The organism is Mucilaginibacter lacusdianchii, assembly GCF_009770985.1.
Lineage (GTDB): Bacteria > Bacteroidota > Bacteroidia > Sphingobacteriales > Sphingobacteriaceae > Mucilaginibacter > Mucilaginibacter lacusdianchii.
Genome location: NZ_WSRW01000002.1, coordinates 647,727 through 671,460, shown reverse-complemented (window position 1 = coordinate 671,460; position 23,734 = coordinate 647,727). Strand labels below are relative to the sequence as shown.

The window sequence follows — 23,734 nt, the reverse complement described above, 5'->3', positions numbered from 1 at the left end:
GCGGCGACTAAATATTGCTATTACGAAAAAAGCAGGTGTAAGGTTGTTCCATAAAAAGCTGTTTGTGAGCCGTAAAGACTAAAAATACTTATTAAGAAGGCGCTTTTTTTAAACTTTGTTTATTTAATTTTTAATTAAATAAACAAAGTAATGATTCGCCCGTATAAACTTAAAATGACCTTGCAAAATACCTATCTACATATTCCGCATTTACTAGATACAGCACAGCTGCAACAAGTTGATTCATTGCTGGCGAATGCAAGTTTTGTGGATGGTGGTATGACTGCAACAGATGCCGCTAAGCGGGTAAAGCGCAATTTGCAGATGGATATGCAAACGCAGCAATACGCGGCTGTACACCAAATTTTGCTTACTGCCATTAATCGAAATTTGTTGCTACGTAACGCAGTATTTCCAAAAGAAATTTACCCTTTTTTAATAAGCAGATATACGGCAGGTATGACTTATGGTTGGCATGTTGACAGTCCGGTAATGGGTAACATGATGAGAACGGATATTGCAATGACGATATTTTTAAATGAAAAGGAGGATTACTCGGGCGGAGAGCTTGAATTACAAACGCCGGTAGGTAACCAACTTTACAAATATGATGCAGGCGATGCCATTTGTTATCCATGTACGCAGTTACACCGGGTTTGCGAAGTACAAGCCGGCGAGCGCAGAGTAGCCGTTACTTGGATGGAAAGTTTAATCAAGAGCCAGGAGCATCGTCAAATATTATTTGAATTGCAGCAAATTATTGATTCACTTTTTGCCAAAGATATACACGATAACGAAGCAAGATTATTGCAACAAAATCACAGTAACTTAATACGGATGTGGTGTGCCTGATATAGCGGCACTGATAGAATAATTTTATGAGTAATGCAGTTTCAATTGGTCTGCTCTTACCAAATTCTACCATTGTACCGATGAGTCGGGACTTTGAAAAAGGAATAAAAAGCGCCTTGAAAGAACATGTTGAAGCAAATGCTTGGGAAATTGAGTATGTGCCAGAATTTATAGGAGATGGTTCAAGGGAAAAGGTAGATGCCGCCTTTAATAAATTTTACGGTTATTACAGTGTCGATCTCATTGCCGGTATTGTATCAAACCGTACGCTGATGGGGTTAAGTGACAAGCTGGCCAAGCGAAAGAAACCAACACTTATCAGTAATCTGGGTGAACATTTGCCAGATACACGATTAATGAGCTCTGTGCAGTTAAACTCATTCAATTACTGGCAACAGGTTTGGGCACTGGGCAAATGGGGTGTTGAAAAATTTGGCCCCAAGGGGATGCTCGTTAGCGGATTATACGACGCAGGCTATGCTTTTCCATCTGCATTAAGTTTAGGGATGACGGCAGCTGACCCAACTTCTGTAATGCCTTTTGCTATTGCACCGCTCAAAGATGCCGGTAAACTTGCAGATGTTAATTCCACTTTTCCACACATCGAGAATTATGAACCTGACTTCATCTTTGCAACTTTTTGTGAGGCGGAAGCCGCATTGTTTCTACAGGAATTTCAACGCAGGGGCTTACATAAAAAGTATCCTTTACTTGGCCTGCCGCATTTGTTAGCGCCGTTTGAGGGAACCGGTGAAAAATTAGATGTTTACACAAGCCTGTCTCTTAACCGCATGTGGAAGGGGCCAGAGGATAGCATGCAAATAGAAGAGATCGTTGATAAACCGTTCTTTTTGTTGGGTTATGAATCGGGTTTGCTTATTGCCCAAGCTTTAAAAGTGGGCGGTCCGGATATGCTTAATTCCCCATTGGTTGAAGATAGTGTGGATGGAATTCGTGGTAAGATCTCAGCTACTGTGCAAAATCAAGGCAATTCAGCTCAAATCTACTTGGTCAACAACCAGTTCGATGGAAAAAATAACATCCGGAAAATAGCGCAGCAACTGGAAACTATTTGTGTTAATGATGAACGAATAACAGCCCTGCTTGATCAGCCTTCTTCTGGTTGGTATAACCCATATCTCGGTATATGAAACAAATTGGCGTCATCTGCAATACGGAAAGCCTCGCTTTTCCATCAATCGGCTATTTAGCCGCAAAAGGATTGCTTGCCGGCGTTTTAGTATTGGATAGATATCGAAAAAGGCTGGGTACGCAGTTAATGGCTGCAGGGCTTTTGCCGGAGAAAATTCGTTTTTTGAAAAAGGCTGGTTGGGAAAACGGTCTGTTCCAATGGTTAAATGATGTGAAGCCTGAGAGTGTATGGGTGTTCGGTTTTCCATGGAATATTCCACAGGAACTGTTGGATGTTCCTATAAATGGTTTTATAAATTTTCACTTCGGTTCGTTTCCCCTGTATAGAGGTGCTGATCCTATGTTCTGGCAGCTCCGGAATCGCGAACCTTTTGCAGGACTTGGTATTCACCGGATGACAGCGGAAATGGACGGTGGACCTGTACTTCTGCAAAAAGAAACAGCTTTCATTCCAGGAGAAACCTATGGTTTTTTTTGCCAACGGATGGGGGTAGTTGCTGCCGGTTTGCTTGATAATTTAATTGGTATGGACTATAGCGTTGAAGGTAGCGAGCAACCCAAATCAGATGCAGGCCACGCAAAATACCTTTTACGACCTAGTTTGTCGGATCTTACAATCGATTGGCAAGTTCAGGACTCAGTGAGCATTGAAGCATTGGTTAACGCCTGTAATCCTAATTATGGTGGGGCAACAACAAGTTTACGAGGTGTAGAGGTGCGGCTTTTAGAAACTATGCCGGTTGACATTGGCAGTGAGATGCTGACAGCGGAACCCGGCACAATTGTATATGCTGATGCACTATATGGTTTGATCGTTGCATGCAAAGACTTACGGTGCCTGCGTATTAACATTGTTTCTATGCAGGAAGGATATGTTTCGGGAAGTAAACTGGTAACTATGGGTGTGCGAGTGGGAGAGAAGTTTATTTAAGCTAAAATTTATATATCAGTAATCAATTATTTAACCATTTAAAAACGAAATCTTATGGAAGGATTTGTTGGCGAAGTACGAATGTTCGCCGGGGGCTTTGCACCCAAACAGTGGACCTATTGCAACGGTCAGGTCATGCAACTGCAGTCAAACACGGCTTTATTTGCAATTTTGGGCACAGTTTATGGCGGAGATGGCAAGGCTACATTTAACCTCCCCAATTTGCAGGGGCGGGCAGTTGTAGGTGCAGGAACCGGTTCCAATGGGCTGACCAAAACGTTAGGGCAGTCGGATGGAACAGCTACAACAGTATTAACTATGGCTCAGTTGCCTGCTCACAATCACCTGTTTCAGAAAAATAGCGCGTCTGTTTCTGGTGGTGCGCAAGTGACAATGCAGGTAAACAACGAAACATCAGACCCCAGTCTACCGCCTTCAGGAAATTACCTCGGCGTAGATAATGGTGGCTTTTCACTTTATGATCCAACACTCACGTCACCTAACTACTTAAATTCACAGGCTATTAAGGTTCAAATGCCTGCTGCAACAGTAGACCTTACAAATATAGCTGTTGGAGCAACGGGTACAGGAACGCCCTATACAAATCTGCAGCCAGGATTGGGCGTGGCGTATATTATTTGTTTGACTGGTCTTTTCCCTACACGTAATTAAATTGATGTAACAATGGATGCTTATTTATCAGAAATCCGAATTTTTGCAGGAAATTTTGCGCCCCAAAATTTTGCAATCTGCAATGGAGCAGCAATTAACATAAATCAAAATACAGCCTTATATGCCTTATTGGGTACCACTTTTGGAGGTGACGGGAAGACAACATTTGAGCTTCCAAACTTCCAAGGCCGTGTTGCGATTGGTGCTGGCGCCGGTTTTGGGCTTACCAGCTTTAACCCTGGTGCTACCGTAGGCGAGGAAACTTACGTTCTGAGCATGAACACACTAAGTAATCATACTCATCCGGTAGGTTCTTCATCTCCTCTAACCGTCACCTTGAACGGGCCGATTACTGCAACTATGGCTGTAGAAGATGGTGCAGGAAGTAGCGATACTCCGGTTGGTGGTTTTTTGGCACAGGAAGGTTCTTCATCCGGGTTGTATGCTGATGCTCCCACCGACAAGGCCGCGTTGAACAGTGCCTCAATTGCGCTAGATATGCAAGCCTTAACGGTAGATTATGGTTCGATGACAACGGCATTGGCTGGCTCACCATCGCCACAGCCGGTTAGTAATTTACAACCATTTCTTGTTCTTAATTATATTATGTGTGTGAGTGGTTTTTTTCCATCACGAAACTAGTAAACCTCAAAATTTAAAATTATGGAAGGAACAGTAGCTGAAATCCGTATGTTCGGAGCAACCTTCGCACCAGAGTCTTGGGCATTTTGCCAAGGTCAGACAATGAATATTAACACAAATCAGGCGTTATATGCATTAATAGGAACTGTATTTGGCGGCAACGGTATCCAAACATTTAATTTGCCCGATATGCAGGGCAGGGTACCTGTAGGAATTGGTACAATTCCGAATCAACAATTCACTGTAACATTAGGACAAAAATTAGGTGCCGAAAATGTTATGTTGACATCTGCCAATTTACCTCCGCACACCCACCAAGTTACCGGTGCCGGCGTATGTAATATAGCCGGAAACCTCAATGCTAAAATGACTGTTAATAGTAATCCTAGTCCAAATTCGCAGGCTAATCCAAATGAAGCCTTTTTATCGCCAGCAGGCGGAAACAAGCCTTACGCAACAACCAATAATGGTACACTTAATGTCAATGCGTTGCAGGTGTCAGGTGCTAACATGTCTGTTAACCCCTCTTCTATGATGCTCTTGCCTGTAGGTGGAAGCGCCAAGGTAGATTTACATATGCCAAGCCTGGCCGTTAATTTTATTATTTGCGTAAACGGAACTTTCCCGGCAAGAAATTAAATTACTGAAGGCTGCCCTTGGCAGCCTTCTTTTTTTTATATCCTTTCATCATTTTCTAACTCAGAGTGTTCTTATTTGTTGGCCTTTACAAATGGATACTTAAATTGTTTTCTTTGTAACTAAAAAAAACTAAGCAGCGTATAAAGCGCATTAACCTGTCACAGTATCTGGTAGTTACAGGTAATTAAAAATCCATAAATCGTTATGGCTTACTATGAACGCGGCAGTCGTCAATGACTGCTCGGCATGGCTATGTTGTAGCTAAACGTTAAACTGTACCCTTATATGAGGAAATTTTACCCGGTTAATTTACGTGTTGAAAGATTATTAAAGCCACATCCAAAAATTCAGAATTATCAAAATTTTTGGAACGGCCTGTTCATCACCCCCACAATTAAACCACACGGCTGGTCGCTCGTTTTATTATTACTGCTTCTTTCTTCGGGCATTAAAGTAACGGCGCAAACCACTACTAACTTTAACACCCTTCCTGCAGTTCCAGTGCCGCTGTACCGTGAATCGGCAGTTTCCACCGCTTCTTATGCTGTAGAAGGGTTTGTATTTACCACTGTAAATGCCAGTCCCCCAAATCCTAGTACGCAAATCATTTTCTCCCGTCAGACAAAAAGTACTAATGATTACGTATTACGGACCAGTGCAACCACAGTTGGTGTGGGCTATGTTTCTGTTAAAAAGGCGGATGGATCTGCTTTTAAGCTCGGGGGATTCGATTTTCGTTTTGCCATGCTTACCGGAACGGGAACTACCCATAGCATATTTACATTAACGGGTTATAAAGGCGGTAGCCCTGTTGCAAATGGTTCTGTCAGCGTAAATGGTCTGCCTCCCGCAACATATTTCACCCTGTCAACCAGCGCCGCATCAGGATTCAATGATATTGATGAATTTCGGTATACTATGCAAGGGGGTACCGGGCAAACCAGCTATATTGACATTGATAACATAGTAACGGGTCCGGCAAACGTGGCAGCTGCCACAGCACCAACCGTTACTACTGCAGCAGTTACAACCTTTAATGCAACTACGGCAACCTTAGGAGGCGATATCACTTCTGACGGGGGATCTGCGGTAACAGAAAAAGGTATTGTATGGAGCACTGCAACCAATCCCACAACTGCAAATAACAAGGTAAACATAGGGGCAGGTGCCGGCAGTTTTAACAAGGCATTCATAGGGCCATTTACACCAAACACAACCATTTACGTTAAAGCTTATGCAATTAACGCAAAAGGTACAAGTTACGGTGATGAAATAAGTTTTAAAACAAACGCACTTGCCGGCACCAGCGCAGTGTATGATTTTGAGACGGCATCTGGTACCTACACCGGTTTTGATACGAAAACTTTAACAGCTACAAATACGGCATCGTCCTCATCCATAACAGTTACAGCCGCCACAGACGGTGTATTTAGAAGCTCAACAAACGGTTCAAATACAGCCTATTTTGGTGAAGAAGGTTTATATTTTGGCTGGAACGCTCAAGAAACTGCTTTTACGGTTGCCGCTCAAAATGGTAAAAGTTTTGATCTGACATCATTTTATTTAACTAACGAAAACAATGAGCCAACTAGCTTTTTAATCTCCAGCGCAAAGGGCTCTATAACAGTAGCGATACCAGGCGGTAGTCCTATTGCTGCCAATTTTATTGATATAAGCGGAAATGCAAACGCTGCTTATTTTAAGGGTATCAAATCTTTCACGGTTACACCAAGTATACCCGCCTTCATGGAGTTTGATCACATGGTGATCGAAAACATTCAGACAGCAATTACCACACCAACCGTAACTACGGCATCTGTTACTGCATTGAGCGCCACTGCCGCTACTTTAGGCGGCAACGTAACTGCCGATGGGGGAGCTTCTGTTACAGAACGCGGTATTGTTTATGGTACATCCTCAACTCCGGCTATTGGTGGTTTGGGCGTAACTAAAGCTGCATTGGGAAGTGGCATGGGTGCGTTTTCAGTATCTGCAACCGGGCTGGCCAGTAGTACCACCTATTATGTTCGTGCTTATGCCATTAATAGTGTTGGAACAGTATATGGCGAGCAGCAAACATTTACCACTCCGGCCGCAAGCAACGGCACAAATTTAAATGCGGGCGATATGGCAGTAACTGCCTGGAGTGCTGCAAACAACACTGTGGATGTAGTGACTTTAAAAGATCTCTCTGCGGGTACGATTGTGAACTTTACAGACTGGGGTTGGTCAAATCCTAATGGTGCATGGGCGGCTAGTAGTGTAAGTTCAATAGGTGAGGGAAATATTAAATGGACCTTATCTTCGGCTGTTAGCAAAGGCTCAGTTATAAGAATAACGTACACTAATGGTGCAAACATCACCTTAAAAAACCTGACTACAAATACAGCTATTGCGGCAGCCGACCTGGCTTTTACCGGATATGGCAATGTTGTAACAGATCTGATTATTAATACAGGAGACAATTTCTTTATTTATCAGGGGGAGTCTACAAACCCTAATTTTATATTTGGTTTCAATAATACTATTAGTTCTTCTCCTGCGGTGGATGCAACTGGATGGGTGCCAACAGGCAACTACACTACAGGCTATGCTATTGCTTCAAATCTTCCCAACGGGAATGGAAGTCAAAATGCTCTTACCAACGGCATTAACGCCATTGGTTTTACAAGCAAGCAAACCAACGTAGCTTATACCGGACCTACTACTGCTACCGATGCAGCTACTTGGCTTTCTAGAATTGCCAATGTTAATAACTGGACTCAACAAGGCACTACCGTACCTCCCTCTTATGAAAGTGCCAACAAAATTATTATCGGTTCTGTTGCTATAACCGCACCAACTGTTTCTACTATATCAGCTTCGGGTACTGGCGTAACAACAGCAACGATAGCCGGTAATGTAACAGCGGACGGTGGTGCCGCAGTCACAGAACGGGGTGTTGTGTATGGCACATCTGTTAACCCAGCTATAAACGGCTCAGGCGTTACAAAAGTTGCTGATGCAAATGGCGGAACCGGACCTTTTTCGGAATTTTTAACTGGATTGACCGGTGGTACAACTTATCATGTTCGCGCATATGCTACGAACAGCGAAGGGGTGGCCTATGGTGATGATCAGACATTTACAACGGCTGCACCGTCTCTAACGTCGTCGGCCACTGCTTTAAATGCTTTCAATACCACATCCGGTACTGCATCAGCAGCGCAAAGCTTTACAGTAAGCGGCAGTAATTTGACAAGTGATATTACCGTTACCGCACCAGCAGGTTTTGAAATTAGCAAAACATCAGCTACTGCAGGTTTCGGCGGCAGCCTTACTCTGGCAAATTCTGCAGGTACGGTTACCAATACCAATATTTTTGCTCGTCTCACTGCTACTGCTTCCGGTTCTCCTGCGGGCAATATAACAGTTGTATCAACAGGCGCTACTTCACAGAATATAGCCGTAAGCGGAACGGTGATCAACGCTCCGGTAGTAACCAGCACATCAGCATCTGCCAGCGGTTCCAGCACCGCTACCGTTAGCGGATCTGTTACATCAGACGGTGGATCACCTATAACTGAACGCGGGTTTGTATATAGTTTGGCGGCTAATCCAACTATTGGCGGTTCGGGCGTTTTAAAATATGCAGATGCGCAAAGCAGTACCGGTACTTATTCTGCAAACCTTACAAATCTGGCAGCCGGATCTAACTATTATATTCGCGCATACGCCATTAATAGTGCAGGTACAAGTTATGGAAGTGAATTAACTTTCATTACCATACCGGCTCCTACCACCACGGTAGTATCTATTACGCGTGCTGATGCAAACCCGTCAAATGCTAATGCGCTAAATTATACGGTGACCTTTGCCGACGCTGTAACCGGCGTTGATGCAGCCGATTTTACATTAACTACAACAGGCACTGCAAACGGCACCATTGGTGTGCCGACTGGTTCAGGCAAAATCTGGACGGTTCCGGTTACTGCTGTAGCAGGCGACGGAACAATGCGTTTGGATTTCACAGGTGCTACAAGTATTAACCCAAATGCTTCTGGTATTTATACTGCCGGTCAAGTGTACACTGTTGACCATACCGCGCCTACGGCTATCATTGCCAGCAGCGCCGGTGCATCAGGCAGTACAACCAGTACCTCATTATTACCTTTTACAGTTACATTTTCAGAATCAGTTACCGGCTTTACATCAGCTGATATCACCATAACTAATGGCACATTAAGTGGTTTTACAGGCAGTGGCACAAATTATACATTTAACGTTACCGCTACAGCTAACGGTGCAGTTACGGTAAATGTGCCTGCTAACGGTGCGCAGGATGCTGCAGGCAACGGCAATACGGCAAGCAACCAGTTTACAATTAACTACACACAGGCAGTAACTGCCGCTGCTGTTGTAACGGCACCGGCAAATGGTAGCTTAATTAATAACGATAAACCAGTTTATACCGGTACAGCGCCGTTTGGTGCAACGGTTACCGTGTATGTAGATGGTTTATCTATTGGTACCACAACGGCAACCGGCGGTAATTTTAGTTTAACGCAGCCGGCCAACTTGGTGAATGGTAGCCATAGCGTGTATGCCAAAGCCGTTATCAGCGGTAATGCCGAAAGTGCTAATAGTAATACCAATACCTTTATAGTTGATAGAACGGCACCTACATTAGCTATCAGCAGTAACAAAGCATTATTAAAAGCTGGTGAAACGGCTATAATTACCTTCACATTCAGTGAAGATCCGGGCGCTACGTTCACCTGGAGCGGAGCAAGCGGCGATGTTGTAGTATCCGGTGGTACGCTCAGCGCCATTTCCGGCTCAGGGTTAATCCGAACTGCAACCTTTACGCCTGTTGCAGGTGTAAATAACGGCACAGCCAGTATCACGGTTGCTGCAGGCAGTTACGCAGATGCCGCAGGTAATTACGGCGGCGCAGGCGCAACCCCTTTGTTAACGTTCGACACTCAGTTGCCACCTGCACCGGTAGTAGTTACGGTAGCTAACGGCAGTATACTGGCAACTAGTACACCTACTTACAGCGGAACAGCCGAGGCGAATTCGACTGTGACGATATATGTAGACGGCGCTTCAATCGGTACCACTACAGTAAGCGGAACTGGCAATTGGAATAAAACCCAACCAGCTGCTCTGGCAGCGGGTAGCCATACGGTTTACGCCACTGCAACTGATGCAGCTGGTAATACCAGTGCAAACAGCAATACCAATACGTTTACCATCGATGTAACCGCACCGGTAATTGCTTCGGTAAACGTACCGGCAAACGGAACTTATATAGCCGGTCAAAACCTTGATTTTAAAATTAATTTTTCTGAAAATACTATAGTAAGTCAGTTGGGTGGTATACCGTACCTTTCTGTCACGTTAAATACCGGTGGTACAGTAATGGCGCAGTATGTATCCGGTTCCGGAACGTCTGCGCAGACCTATCGTTATACTGTAAAAGCAACAGATAAAGATTTGGATGGCATTGCGATAGGTACCCTGGTGTTAAACGGTAGTACAATTACCGATGCCGCAGGCAACAATGCAGTGCTTACTTTAAATAATGTTGCAAGCACAGCTAGCGTATTGGTAGATGGCACCCCAATTGTGGCGCAAACCATTACCTTTAATGCATTGGCTGCCAAAACTTATGGCGACGCTGCTTTTGATTTAAGTGCATCTGCCTCTTCCGGGCTGACCGTAAATTATACCAGTAGCAATGCGTCTATCGCATCTGTTAGCGGTAAAACGGTAACTATCCATAAAGCGGGTACGGTTACGATAACTGCAAGTCAGGCCGGTAACGGAAGTTACTCAGCTGCACAGGATGTGCCGCAAACACTCACCATTAATGCTAAAGCGCTTATGGTAACTGCCAATGCTCAAAGCAAAACCTACGGCGCGGCCGACCCAGCTTTGGATTACAGCATTACCAGCGGCTCACTAGTAACGGGTGATGCTCTTAGTGGTGCTTTAAGTCGCGAGGCTGGTGAAAATGCAGGCACTTATGCTATTCAGCAAGGATCACTAACAGCAAATGCCAACTATGCGCTCACCTTTGTGCCAGCTAATCTGACTGTTAAAAAGGCGGCGCTTACTGCAACTGCCGATAATCAGTCTAAAATATACGGTCAGGCAAATCCGGTGTTAACGGTTTCTTACAACGGTTTTGTAAACAGCGAGACTAAAGCAAATTTGACAACCCCGGCTACCGCTACCACAATTGCAATGGCTGGCTCGCCGGTGGGCACTTATACTATTACGCCAAGTGGTGCAGTGGCTGCCAACTATGAGATTACCTATGTAAACGGTACTCTTACAGTAACGGCCGCTCAGCCGGTTATCACTTTTGCCGCTTTACCGGCTAAAACTTACGGTGATACCAACTTTGCACCAGGTGCTAGTAGTACCAATAATACTACAGCCATCACTTACAGCAGTGATAATACAGCCGTTGCCACTGTTGTGGACGGTAAAATTCATATCACAGGCGCAGGTTCTGCTAAAATAACCGCATCACAGGCCGCTGATGGAAACTACAGTGCCGCTACCGATGTGAGCCAGAACCTGACCGTTAATCCTAGAACTATTGCGATCGCGGCTACTGCACAAAGCAAGATATATGGTGATGCCGAACCCGCACTGGCATATGCTGTGACCAGCGGTACTTTGCTAAGTGGCGATAACTTTAGTGGTGCATTGAACCGTATTACCGGCGAAAATGTAGGCACCTATGCTATCAACCAAGGTACTTTAACAGCCGGTAGTAATTATACCCTAACTTATACCGATGCAGATTTAACCATTAAGTCAAGACCTGTCACCATAACTGCGGTAGCTAAAGCAAAAGCTTATGGTGAGGCTGATCCAGAACTAAGTTACAGCATAACAAGCGGCTCATTGGCTGGTAACGATGCTTTTACCGGCTCCTTAACCCGCGAGGCAGGGGAAGCCGCAGGTATTTATGCAATTAAGCAAGGTACTTTAGCATTAAGCAACAATTATGCGCTGACCTTTGTGGGTGCTAACTTAACTATCGGGCAAGCTACTCCGGTGATTATATTTGCCACTATACCGGCCAAAACCTACGGAGATGCCGAGTTCACAGCAGGCGCAACCAGTACGAATAATACTACTGCCATTACTTACAGCAGCGACAATGAGGCCGTAGCTAAAATAGCTAATGGAAAAATACAGATTATTGGCGCTGGCTCAGCTAACATTGCCGCCATGCAAGCAGCAGATGCTAATCACGCTGCTGCGCAAAGTGTGGTACGTGAGTTGGTAGTGAACAAAGCAGCTGTTGTGATTGCAGCTAAAACCAAAGCGAAAATCTATGGCGAGGCAGATCCGGCATTAACCTACGAGATAACTGCGGGTACTTTAAAAGGAAGCGACACGTTTAGCGGTTCGCTGGCACGCGAGTCGGGAGAAAATGTAGGAGCCTATACAATTAAACAGGGTACCCTTGCTTTGAACAGTAATTATTCTCTTACTTATACAGGCGCTGATTTATCGATCAACGCTCGTGCAATCACAGTTGCAACAAATATCAAAACCAAAACCTACGGCGAGGCTGACCCGGCGTTAACTTATACTGTAACTCCAAGCTTAATTACAGGCGACAGCTTTATTGGTAGCCTGACCAGAGAGCCGGGTGAAAACGCAGGCAGTTACGTTATTAAGCAAGGAACCCTGAGCGCAGGTAACAACTATGCCATAACTTACACGCCGGCTAATTTAACCATTACACAGCGTGCTGTTAGCATTGCGGCCGCGGCGAAAACTAAATCTTACGGCGAGGTCGATCCGGCGCTAACTTACAGCATCAGCAGTGGTTCACTGGCAAACAATGATGTATTCACCGGTTCACTTACCCGCGTGGCAGGGGAGGCGGCAGGCACCTATGCCATTAAGCAAGGTACTTTGGCGCTGAGTAATAATTATAACCTCACTTACGTGGGTGCTGATTTGACCATTGAGCAGGCATCGCAAACCATTACTTTTGCGGCCTTGCCGACCAAAATTTACGGTGACGCTGATTTTGCGGCCGGGGCAACCAGCAGTAATACAGCTGTACCGGTTACTTACAGCAGTGATAACCTGGCTGTAGCTACTATTGTGAATGGCAGCATACATATTGTTGGTGCAGGTAAAGCAAATATCACTGCATCACAAGCAGCAAATGCAAATTATACTGCAGCGCAAAATGTTGTTCATGAGTTAACGGTAAGCAAGGCTGATATTACCATTGCCGCCGCAACAAAAATTAAAACGTATGGCGACGCCGATCCGGCTTTAACTTATCGCATCTCCGGCGGTTCATTAAAAGGCAGTGACGCCTTTACCGGAACCTTAACACGCGAGGCAGGCGAAAATGCTGGGACTTATGCCATCAAGCAAGGCACGCTTAAACTAAATGATAATTACAATCTGACTTATAATAGCGCAAACCTAACCATTGGTACTAAAGCCATTACGGTAACGGCCGCAGCTAAAGTTAAAACCTATGGCGAAGCGGATCCAGCCTTGACTTATAGTGTTAGCGCAGGTAGTTTGGTGGGTACAGATGCCTTTAATGGTTCACTAAGCCGTGAGGCTGGTGAGAATGTAGGTACCTATGCTATTAAACAAGGCACTTTAGCATTAAGCAATAACTATGTGCTTACTTATCAGGCTGCAAATTTAAGCATAGGCAAAAAGGCTATCACCATAACGGCAAATGCACAAAGTAAAACCTATGGTGATGCTGATCCTGCGTTAACTTATACCGTTAGCAGCGGTGCGCTGGTTGGTCAGGATACCTTTACCGGTTTACTGATTCGCGAAGCAGGTGAGCAAACAGGTACTTATGCTATTAAACAAGGTACGTTAGCTTTAAACAATAACTACGCGCTTACTTATGCGGGCAATAATCTCATCATCGGCAAAAAAGAGCTGGTAATTACCGCTGATAATAAAACCAAACATTACGGCGAGGCCAACCCCGAGCTGACAGTGAACTATAGTGGTTTTGTAAATGGTGAGGATGCCACAAAGTTAACTGCTCAGCCAGTGGCGCGTACTGCTGCTAACCAAAATTCAGCAGTGGGTAGCTACGATATTACGGTAACCGGAGCGGTATCTGACAATTACAATGTCACTTACCGTAAAGGAACCTTAACAATCGGCAAAGCACAGTTAACCATTGCAGCTGTTAACCAAAGCAAAACCTATGGAGAGGCTAATCCTCAACTGACTGTAAATTACACCGGCTTCTTACATGGCGATACAAAAGCTGATTTAAGTGCACAGCCTGTGGTTACAACAACAGGTACAGCGCAATCAAGTGCGGGCAGCTATGATATTATGGCAAGTGGTGCGGTGTCCAGCAATTACGATATCGTGTACACTAAAGGTACGCTAACCATAAACAAAGCGCCGTTAACTATTACAGCCGATAATAAGACCCGTACTTATGGCGCAAGCAATCCGGTTCTGACCGTAAGCTACAGCGGCTTTGTGAATAATGATACACAAGCCAGCTTAAGTACACAGCCGGTTATCAATACAACAGCAAATGCTACAACCGGTGTGGGTATGTATGATATCATTGCATCTGGTGCTGCATCAAACAATTACAGCATTGTTTACAACAAAGGTGTTTTAACCATTACACCAGCCAATCTTAGCATTGTGTTTAGCAGGCCACTGCAAGCAACTTACGGTGATGCAGATCTAAATCCGGGTGCAACACTTGGCAGCGGCGAACCTGTTGTTTATAGCAGTGATAATACCAGTGTAGCTACAATAGTTAACGGTAAGGTGCATATTATAGGAGCAGGTATGGCTAATATCACCGCCAGTGCGCCGGCAAACGGTAACTATGCCATTACCCAACCGGTAACACAACGATTGACTGTAAACAAAGCTAAACAGACTATCGATTTTGCATCAATACCGGCATTGAACCGTGTAACGGGTCAATATGACTTAAGCGTAGTTAGAGCATCTTCAGGTCTGCCGGTAAGCTTTACAGTGGCCGATCCGCTGATTGCCTCGCTGGATGGCCATACACTGAAGGCTAACCGAATTGGAACTACCCGTGTTACTGCATCGCAGGAAGGAAACGCCAATTATCTGGCTGCTAATACTGTGGTGGAAAACGTAGAAGTAAATGATGCAAATGGCGGTAACGAGATTGTGGTGCGTCAGGCAGTATCTCCAAACGGCGACGGTGTAAACGACTTCCTTTATATTGAGGGTATCCAAGACCATCCAAATAACAATGTGACGGTAATTAACCGTAACGGTGTAAAAATATTTGAGATTAAAGGATACGATAACAGTTCAAGGGTGTTTGACGGCAAATCGAATATTAACAATCAGATGCAGCAGCCCGGCACCTACTTCTTCATCTTGCAATATGAAGGCAAGCGTAAAACCGGCTGGTTCGTATTAAAATATTAAATCAGGTAATCAGATCAGAGATAATCATAAAAATATAATCAGTGAAAGTATTATCACAACTCATAAGCAGGCTATTATTCAGCCTGCTTATTCTAAGCCTGTTTTCATCGGCTAAAGCGCAGCAGCTGTTCAGCTACTCACAGTATATTAATAACCTGACACCGCTGAACCCGGCTTATTCAGTAATTGATAAGGCAGGTTCTTTAAACGGCATATTCAGAAAGCAGTGGGCTGGTATCGAAGGCTCGCCGGCAACCTTTATTGTCAATGGCAATCTGCCCATCGAATCTATTAACGGCGCAGCAGGGCTAACGGTGCTGAACGATGATTTTGCGGTGGAGCACCTTACAGAGGTTAATTTATTTTTTGCAAAGTCTATACAATTAGCAGATAATCAGTATCTGGCTGTATCACTCAACGGCGGAATCAGGCGTTATGTGGCAAACTACTCTTCTTTGGATGCGGTAGATCCTCAGTTTCGTAATGATGTGCGGGAAACCAAACCTAACATAGGCTTTGGTGTGCTTTACTATACCGATCATTATTACCTGGGTGTAGCCGTACCGGAATTCACCAGTCGTTCGTTGGGTAATGCCTCGCAGGTAGATAACAGCTATTTCCGCAGTCATTATAACTTCTCGGGTGCTTATCTGTTTGGTAAAGCAGGCGATGATATAAGAATAAAACCGGCGATGCTGGCTACCTATACCAAGGGCATTCCGTTCATTGCCGATTTCTCGACTACCTTGTATATGAAAGAAACACTGGGTATTGGTGCTAATTATCGCACTAACAACGAAATGTCGGGTATACTATCGTTCAGTTTTGAAACCATTAAGCTGGGTTACAGTTACCAGTTCGGTACGGCGTCCAACAACATCGACCGTAGCTTTAAAAATAATACCCATGAAATAACGCTTACCTACCGCTTTGGCCAAAACCTGGCGCAACGAAGCTTACTATAGATAAAATACTGTAAAGCACTTAAACTATTAAGCCGCCTTTTAATGAAGGGCGGCTTTTGTTTTACGGTTATTTGTGCCTAAGTGACAATGCCTATGTAATCACAGGAAACCTTCGTGTCTATACTAAATATCTAGCCTAAAAATTTTAATTACTTACACATGTAGTTATTCTTTACAATAAATAAATTTACTGTTTGAACAATTCTCTGTAACTTATCATGTCACTTTTCCGTTACAGTGAGTTATATTAAAGCTAGCCAAAGTCAGAACTAATTACTGGTGCAATGCTTGAATTTATTTTGATGCCAGATTTTAGCCTATACTAGATAATTTATGCAAACACAACTTGAGCTTTATCAGCGCGTTACTCCATTGGTGGGATTGGGGATTTTTGAGCATAATTTTCAGACAGGGGAGGTTTACTGGAACCCAATAGTTAAATCGATACTTGAGGTAGGTAACGAATATGATTCCAACCTGGAAGATTCCATTAACTTGTGCAAGCACCCAGAACAGATTAGGGAATTATTGAGTAAAGCGATGGCCTCGGGGGAGCCTGAAACAGGAACTTTTCAAATTACTACGCCAATTACCCGGAAGCATAAATGGGTAAGGATCCATTTGCAAGCAACGTGCGATAAAGGTGAATGCGCTTCGATATATGGTGCCCTGGAAGACGTTACGCAGCGTGCGGAGGTGATAGCCCTTTTAAAGGAACGTGAAAAGCTTTTTACAAATGCATTTGACTTTGCACCAATAGGCCTGGCACTTGTATCGCTTACCGGCGGCTGGATTAAGGTTAATCTGAGCTTGTGTAAAATGCTTGGTTATACTGAGCAGGAATTTCTTAAGCATACATTTCAAGATTTCACACATCCTGATGATCTGAATAAAGACCTCCAACTTCTTCAAGAGCTGCTGGACGGTAAGGTAGAGTCCTATAATATGGAAAAGCGGTACTATCATGCTGATGGCTATATTATTTGGGCAATGTTGAGTGTTTCGCTAATTCGAGACGAATTAGGGCAACCCATGTACTTTGTTTCTCAGATTAAGGATGTTACAGAAAGAAAAAAGCACATGGAGACTATCCAGAGCCAAAATGACAGGCTCCTGAATTTTGCTCATATAGTTTCCCACAATTTAAGGTCGCATACCGGTAATATGAAAATGTTAACGGACATGATATTACTGGAGCATGATGAAGAGGAAAAAGAGCGACTCTTATTAATGCTGAACGAGAATACGAGTAATATCTTAGAAACACTCGAGTATTTAAACGAAGTAGTAAAGGTGCATGATAACGTGGGGGTAGGTAAAGTATCTTTGCATTTAAAGCCTGCTGTTCAGCGTGTACTTGATATTCTTTCCGCTTCAATTCAAAATGAAGAAGCAGAAATAACACTAGCAATTCCGGATGACTGTTGCATACAGTTTCATCCTGCATACCTGGAAAGCGTGATCATGAATCTGATCAGTAATGCCCTTAAGTATAAACATCCTGACCGGCAGGCAAATATCAGCATTACGGCTGAACGCTTTGATAGGCAAATTCTATTTAAAGTAAAAGATAATGGTCTGGGAATAGACCTGTCGCTTCATGGGCACAAGCTTTTTGGCATGTATAAAACCTTTCACCGTCACCCGGATGCAAGGGGTATGGGTTTGTTCTTAGTTAAAAATCAGGTTGAGGCCATGGGCGGTAGTATATCAGCAGAGAGTACGCCCAACTGCGGAACAACATTTATAGTGAGATTTGAGTTGTATGAAAACAAAGCTGCAGAACATAGCCTGCATCATTGATGATGATAAAATGTTTACTTACCTGGTATCAAAACAAATCCGTTTACAAAATTTGTGTGATACGATAATAAGCTTTGGCGATGGCGAGGAGGCGCTCAGGTATTTAAGGCCGATTATTGAAACTCCGGATACGCTTCCGTCTGTTATACTTTTAGACATTAATATGCCGGTGCTTGATGGCTGGCAGTTTTTAGACGAGTTTACAAAGTTTGCAATAACCAGTAAAGTAAAGGTCTACATTGTCAGTTCATCTATAGACCGGGCCGACCAGATGAAAGCGGCATCCTACAAAGATGTATCAAACTTTTATGCAAAGCCTATAACCAACGAACAGCTTGTAGAAATGTTAAAAGATTTTAACCATTAAACGGCTACGCCTTATTTAACCACCATCATATGTTGTATAATGGTGGTCAAATTTATTTTTAAGCAAAGTTTATTACAGCTAGTTATCAGCTTGATGGCTGGTCCAGATTAGCTTTTCTGTTTGATAGCCTATACGCTTTGCCTGTTGTAAGTACGCTGCTTTAACACTTTCAGGTATCGTAGTTGTGCGTGATAGCAGCCATAGATACTCTAAGTTATGACCAGAAACCAACGCATAATTATAATCTTCATCAATAGCCAGCACATTGTACCCGGCATAAAAAGGACCGAAAAAAGAAACTTTTAACCTGCCTTCATCAGGATTATCCAAAACTTTGGCCTTGCCGATGCTTTCTTTCCATTGTACCGCTTTAACGTTAAAGCCCCGGTTATCTACCCGTATGCTGCCATCTGTGTTCAGCGTATAAGTGGCGGTTACATCGCGTAGGCTCTTTTCAAACTTAACCGGCATTCTTGCAATCTCAAACCATTTGCCCAGATAACGCTCAAGATTAAACGGGTGGACTGCTTTAGCGCCTTTAGGTATACCTACCCAAGCGGTTGAAGCCAAACCTGCGGCCAGTGCTGCAGTGCCTAAACCCGCACCTGCGATAATCCATGGATTTATTTTGTTTTTTTGCATCATCTATGAGCCGAATAGTTGACATAATTGTCTACTCAGTAATTTTCTAACATTGCATCCGTCAATATTGTTTATGATCTGTTGCTTATATTCCCAAAACGGAAAAGGCTACGAAAACAGAGCAGTACTTAAAAGATATCCGCAAAGGCACTTTTAAAATGCTAAAAGTGAGTTTCAAATGGTAAGTGATCTACGCAGTCAAAAATTCAGATTCTTATCAAAGAAAGGTTTTAAGAAACATAACTCGAATCAATTTGCTCTACTGTGTTATTTGCTAATTTTGGACTCGTTAATATTTTAAGGATACAATTAATATGGATGGGCTGAAAAAGTTGGTCAGTACGCAAGTTATTATTGGCGAAAATGACTTACAAACTGTCATTTCGAAATTTCGCTTAAAATCCCTGCAAAAAGGCCAGCTGCTGTTCAAGCGTGGGCAAATAGCAAGCCAGTACTATTACGTCAACAGCGGAGCACTGCGTTTCTTTTACGGTGAGGATGTGCAGCTTACGGCGTGGGTGGTAATGCAAGGTGAGTTTTTTGCAGAAATTTCCAGCTTAAATCCACAGCAGCCTACCCGCTTTAACGTAGAAGCAATTGAAGCCACCGAGCTATTTTGTATTGATAAGGTTGATATGGAACTGCTTTACCATCAGTTGCCTGCATGGCAGGAGTTCGGACGCAAAACTTGGGAAGCTATGGCAATCCGGATGATTGATGAGATTATCCGTTTTCAAACCTTAAGTGCCGAGGAGCGTTACCTCGAATTTCTGCAAAAGCCGGGCTTTATGCAGCATGTTTCCGTTAAGCAATTGGCCTCTTATCTGGGCATCACACCCAATGCGCTAAGCCGTATCCGCAAAAACCTGCGCTAATTCAATTTACTACCAAATGGTAGTTTTTGGCATCATCATAGTGAATAGTTTTGTCGCATCAATATTAAATCACTATGAAAAGTACCATCTTGGTTGCAGGTGCAACCGGAAATCTAGGAGAAAAAATCTGCCGGGACTTGTTAGGAAGAGGAGCAAATGTAAGGGCTATCGTCCGTGCCGAGAGCGAACCGGCAAAGGTTAAAGCTTTACAAGATCTCGATGTATCAGTTGTCGAGGCAAACTTTGCCGATGCATCACAATTGCAATCCGCCTGTTCCGGCGTATCCTGCGTGGTATCTGCATTGGCAGGATTGGATGATGTTATCATCACTGCTCAATCGCAGCTCTTGAATGCTGCGGTGCAGGCCGGTGTACCCCGCTTTATTCCGTCCGACTTTTGTACAGATTATACACAGCTATCCGAAGGTGACAACCGTAATTTTGATTTTCGTAAAAAATTCAAAACAGTAATAGACGATAGTGCCATTAAAGCAACCTCTATCTTTAACGGCGCTTTTTCTTATGTGCTGCAATATGGCATTCCGCTGTTCAATTTCAAAGACCACACAATTGCCTATTATGAAGGTAAAGCAGATTGGAAAATTGATTTTACCACACTAGATGATACAGCCGCTTTCACAGCCGCTGCCGCACTAGATGACGAGTCACCGCGATATTTGCGTGTTGCCAGTTTCCAGGTAAGCCCTCATGATCTGGCAACCTTAAGTCAGCAGTTATATGGTGAGCCGTTCCAGCTGGTAAACGGCGGTACAATGGAGCAGTTTTCTGCATACAACCAAAAAATGAGGGCAGAAAATCAGGAAGGAGAAACGGAACTTTACCCAAAATGGCAACAGGCGCAGTACCTGTACAGTATGTTTGCAGCCCACCATTCCAGCTTGGATAATAGCCGTTACCCGGATATTCGCTGGTCGTCTGCAAAAGAAGCTTTACAGCAAAAGTAACCGTACATAAGGTGGGTGGCGGCACTAGTCATGCGCCTGTTTATCTGCCGGGCTGGCTGTAACCTCAGTAGTTTTTTCACCAAGTTGCGCCGGTAATAGCTAAGCCGTTACTTATAAACGCGGTGAATGTCTGGGTTATGGGCAGCTCTGCTGTATTTTAAAATAAGCGGAGTTGCATAATCCAACTGGTAACTCTATTATTATATTTTTTCTTGAAGCAGTTTTAGAATTTAAGTTTTAGGGAATAAACTTAAAGATTTTAGTCTTATTTGGTGCTTAGGGTATTATTGATCTGCTGTGAGCTGCCTCAAAATCAATTCTCAAAGAATAAGCCTGCTCACCGTAAATTAAACTACTTTTCTCTAGCTGTTCGCCGTACAATTCTTCCACTTTGAACATTTGTAGCCCAAACATAGACAAACGTACGGGAAAGGTATTTAGCCGGTAACTACTTTTGAACCAGCTAATCATTTGGTAGGGCATTGCGGCATTTAAGCAAAAATGCTATAACAGCACTATTACCGGATAGCCAAATAACCAATTGCCTGATGAAGAGATTTGTTGCGATTTTTATATTGCTATGTTTTTCCAGCTTTCTTTATGCCGAAGACGGACACCAGCTTTGGCTGCGTGCGCACAACACGGGTACTGTTCGTGTTCAACCGCACCGCAGGTCATCACTGTTAAACTTGGCCGAGCATGAGCTTCGGACGGGTTGGCGTGGAAAACCAGGGGCGGTTGTGCAATTCAATGTAAAGCCTGATAAAGACATTAAAGGTGATGGATTTAAACTGGAATGTGGAAGAATTACTGCACGTACCGAGGCCGGTATATTATATGGTGCATTTGATTTAATGAGACGGCAGCAAACGGGCCAGTCAACAATTACTATCGCCACAAATCCCTCTTATGAACGACGTATACTGAACCATTGGGATAATTTGAATGGTTCTATTGAACGCGGTTATGCCGGGCGTTCAATATTTTGGCGAAACGAAAAAGATTCATTGACCGTTACCGACGCTGACCGCACCTTGTGGCGCGAGTATGGCCGGGCCAATGCCTCTGTAGGTATAAACGGCGCTGTATTGAACAACGTAAACGCATCGCCACTGATATTGTCTGTAGCGTATTTGAAAAAAGCAAAAGCCATAGCCGATGTGCTCCGCACTTACGGTATTAAAGTATACCTTTCTGTCAATTTTGCCTCACCAACCCGACTGGGCGGCCCATCAACTGCCGATCCCTTAAATCCTGCTGTTGCACAGTGGTGGCAGGCTAAAGCCAAAGAAATATATCGTATGATACCGGATTTCGGCGGATTTTTGATTAAAGCAAACAGCGAAGGGCAACCCGGGCCACAAAACTATGGCCGTAGCCATGCCGATGGTGCCAACATGATTGCCGACGCATTAAAACCGTTTGGCGGCATTGTAATGTGGCGGGCTTTTGTTTACAGTTCAACCAATAAAGACCGGGCAGGCCAAGCCTATCAGGAGTTTGTACCCTTCGACGGCAAATTTCACGACAATGTAATTGTACAAGTTAAAAATGGACCTGTGGATTTCCAGCCGCGCGAACCATTCAGTCCGCTTTTAGGAGCCCTGAAGAAAACGCCGTTAATGCTTGAATTTCAAATCACCCAGGAATATTTAGGGCAATCTAACCATTTGGTGTTTTTATCTACCATGTGGGAAGAATGCTTAAAAAGTGATACTTACCAGGCGGGTGTGGGTAGCACCGTAGCCCGATGTACGGATGGCAGTGTGTACCCTCAAAAAATAACAGCCATTGCCGGTGTGGCTAACATTGGTTTAGACACCAATTGGTGCGGCCATCATTTTGCGCAAGCCAACTGGTATGCGTTTGGCCGGCTGGCCTGGAACCCAGAGTTAACCAGCGCACAAATTGCTGATGAATGGATAAGGTTAACCTTTGCGGATTACGATACCCAAAGTGGTAGCCAAAAAATGGCTAGGTGGGAGCAAGAGTTTTTAAAACCGGTTAAAGGTATGATGCTGGAAAGCCGGGAAGCAGCGGTTAATTACATGATGCCCCTTGGTTTGCACCACTTGTTTTCTGCATACGAACATTATGGACCAGGACCGTGGTTTGCACCCAAAAACGTTCGGCCAGACTGGACACCTCCTTATTATCATAAAGCAGATAGCGCTGGTATTGGTTTTGACCGTACTATACAGGGAAGTAACTCGGTAAGCCAATATAGTGAACCGCTCAGGTCTCGGTTGGCTAATGTACAAACCTGTCCCGACGAATATATTTTATGGTTTCATCACCTGCCTTGGGATTTTAAAACAAAACGGGGGGTAACGTTATGGGATGATATATGTTACCATTATGATAAAGGTGTTAAACAAACAGCTGGTTTTCAAACGCTATGGAATACTTTGCAAGAATATGTTGATACGCAACGTTTTATACACACGCAGGCAAAACTACAGCGCCAGCATTTAGATGCACAGGTTTGGAAAGATGCCTGCCTGTTATATTTTCAGCAGTTCAGCAAACGGCCATTTCCCTCTGATGTAATACCACCGATTTACCAATTAGAATACCTCATGCACACAGATCCCAGACGTATCACTGAATAAGCCAACCAGCATAAGTTTAATGTATCTGTAGGATTGTTGCATACACAATGCAATAGCACTCTGCCTGTGCATAAATGTTTACTGCGATGAGTTCCTGAAGGGTACTTGCATTCAGTTAAGCCCAAAAGCAACTCAATAGCAATGAACCACCTTTAAAATACCAGT

The 23,734-nt window shown here is 43.9% G+C and carries 14 protein-coding genes; 13 read left to right on the top strand and 1 reads right to left on the bottom strand.

Translation table 11 applies throughout. The features are described 5' to 3' along the window. Positions 1 to 150 precede the first annotated feature (150 nt). The 10 genes from GPM24_RS09985 (at position 151) to GPM24_RS09940 (ending at position 18,475) form a co-directional block, all read left to right on the top strand. Positions 151 to 852: a Fe2+-dependent dioxygenase gene (locus GPM24_RS09985; protein ID WP_158826614.1), complete on the top strand. Its 702-nt coding sequence runs from the start codon at positions 151 to 153 to the stop codon at positions 850 to 852. Positions 853 to 878: 26 nt separating this feature from the next. Continuing rightward, entirely contained in the window at positions 879 to 2,003 is a 1,125-nt protein-coding gene (locus tag GPM24_RS09980) for an ABC transporter substrate-binding protein (protein WP_158826613.1), read from the top strand. Next, a complete protein-coding gene (locus tag GPM24_RS09975; RefSeq protein WP_158826612.1) occupies positions 2,000 to 2,935 on the top strand; it encodes a formyltransferase family protein in 936 nt (311 codons plus the stop codon). Before GPM24_RS09980 ends, GPM24_RS09975 begins: the two co-directional genes overlap by 4 nt. A gap of 54 nt (positions 2,936 to 2,989) precedes the next feature. Further along, the gene (locus GPM24_RS09970; RefSeq protein ID WP_158826611.1) at positions 2,990 to 3,607 is read left to right on the top strand and encodes a phage tail protein; all 618 of its coding nucleotides are present in this window, start codon (positions 2,990 to 2,992) and stop codon (positions 3,605 to 3,607) included. A gap of 12 nt (positions 3,608 to 3,619) precedes the next feature. Next, entirely contained in the window at positions 3,620 to 4,249 is a 630-nt protein-coding gene (locus GPM24_RS09965) for a phage tail protein (protein WP_158826610.1), read from the top strand. A gap of 21 nt (positions 4,250 to 4,270) precedes the next feature. Further along, positions 4,271 to 4,888 (top strand): phage tail protein, encoded by a 618-nt coding sequence (locus tag GPM24_RS09960; protein ID WP_158826609.1) that lies wholly within the window; start codon positions 4,271 to 4,273, stop codon positions 4,886 to 4,888. Between the two features lie 285 nt (positions 4,889 to 5,173). Next, positions 5,174 to 15,340 carry an MBG domain-containing protein gene (locus GPM24_RS09955; RefSeq protein WP_158826608.1) on the top strand — a complete coding sequence of 3,389 codons (10,167 nt, stop codon included), beginning with the start codon at positions 5,174 to 5,176 and terminating at the stop codon, positions 15,338 to 15,340. 41 nt (positions 15,341 to 15,381) lie between these two features. Then, positions 15,382 to 16,305 carry a PorP/SprF family type IX secretion system membrane protein gene (locus GPM24_RS09950; protein WP_158826607.1) on the top strand — a complete coding sequence of 308 codons (924 nt, stop codon included), beginning with the start codon at positions 15,382 to 15,384 and terminating at the stop codon, positions 16,303 to 16,305. Between the two features lie 333 nt (positions 16,306 to 16,638). After that, entirely contained in the window at positions 16,639 to 18,108 is a 1,470-nt protein-coding gene (locus GPM24_RS09945; RefSeq protein WP_158826606.1) for a sensor histidine kinase, read from the top strand. Beyond that, positions 18,071 to 18,475 carry a response regulator gene (locus GPM24_RS09940; protein WP_158826605.1) on the top strand — a complete coding sequence of 135 codons (405 nt, stop codon included), beginning with the start codon at positions 18,071 to 18,073 and terminating at the stop codon, positions 18,473 to 18,475. The genes GPM24_RS09945 and GPM24_RS09940 overlap by 38 nt, the downstream gene beginning before the upstream one ends. Positions 18,476 to 18,553: 78 nt before the next feature. Here GPM24_RS09940 and GPM24_RS09935 read toward each other — a convergent pair whose 3' ends face one another. Continuing rightward, positions 18,554 to 19,120, bottom strand: a complete 567-nt coding sequence (locus tag GPM24_RS09935; protein WP_158826604.1) for a lipocalin family protein — start codon at positions 19,118 to 19,120, stop codon at positions 18,554 to 18,556. Between the two features lie 311 nt (positions 19,121 to 19,431). On the opposite strand from GPM24_RS09935, the gene GPM24_RS09930 reads away from it, so the two are divergent. The 3 genes from GPM24_RS09930 (at position 19,432) to GPM24_RS09920 (ending at position 23,569) form a co-directional block, all read left to right on the top strand. After that, positions 19,432 to 19,992: a Crp/Fnr family transcriptional regulator gene (locus GPM24_RS09930; protein WP_158826603.1), complete on the top strand. Its 561-nt coding sequence runs from the start codon at positions 19,432 to 19,434 to the stop codon at positions 19,990 to 19,992. Positions 19,993 to 20,066: 74 nt separating this feature from the next. Continuing rightward, entirely contained in the window at positions 20,067 to 20,957 is an 891-nt protein-coding gene (locus GPM24_RS09925) for an NmrA family NAD(P)-binding protein (protein ID WP_158826602.1), read from the top strand. A 548-nt stretch (positions 20,958 to 21,505) separates the two neighbouring features. Continuing rightward, on the top strand, positions 21,506 to 23,569 hold the full coding sequence (locus GPM24_RS09920) for an alpha-glucuronidase (RefSeq protein ID WP_199269720.1): 2,064 nt from the start codon (positions 21,506 to 21,508) through the stop codon (positions 23,567 to 23,569). Positions 23,570 to 23,734 lie beyond the last annotated feature (165 nt).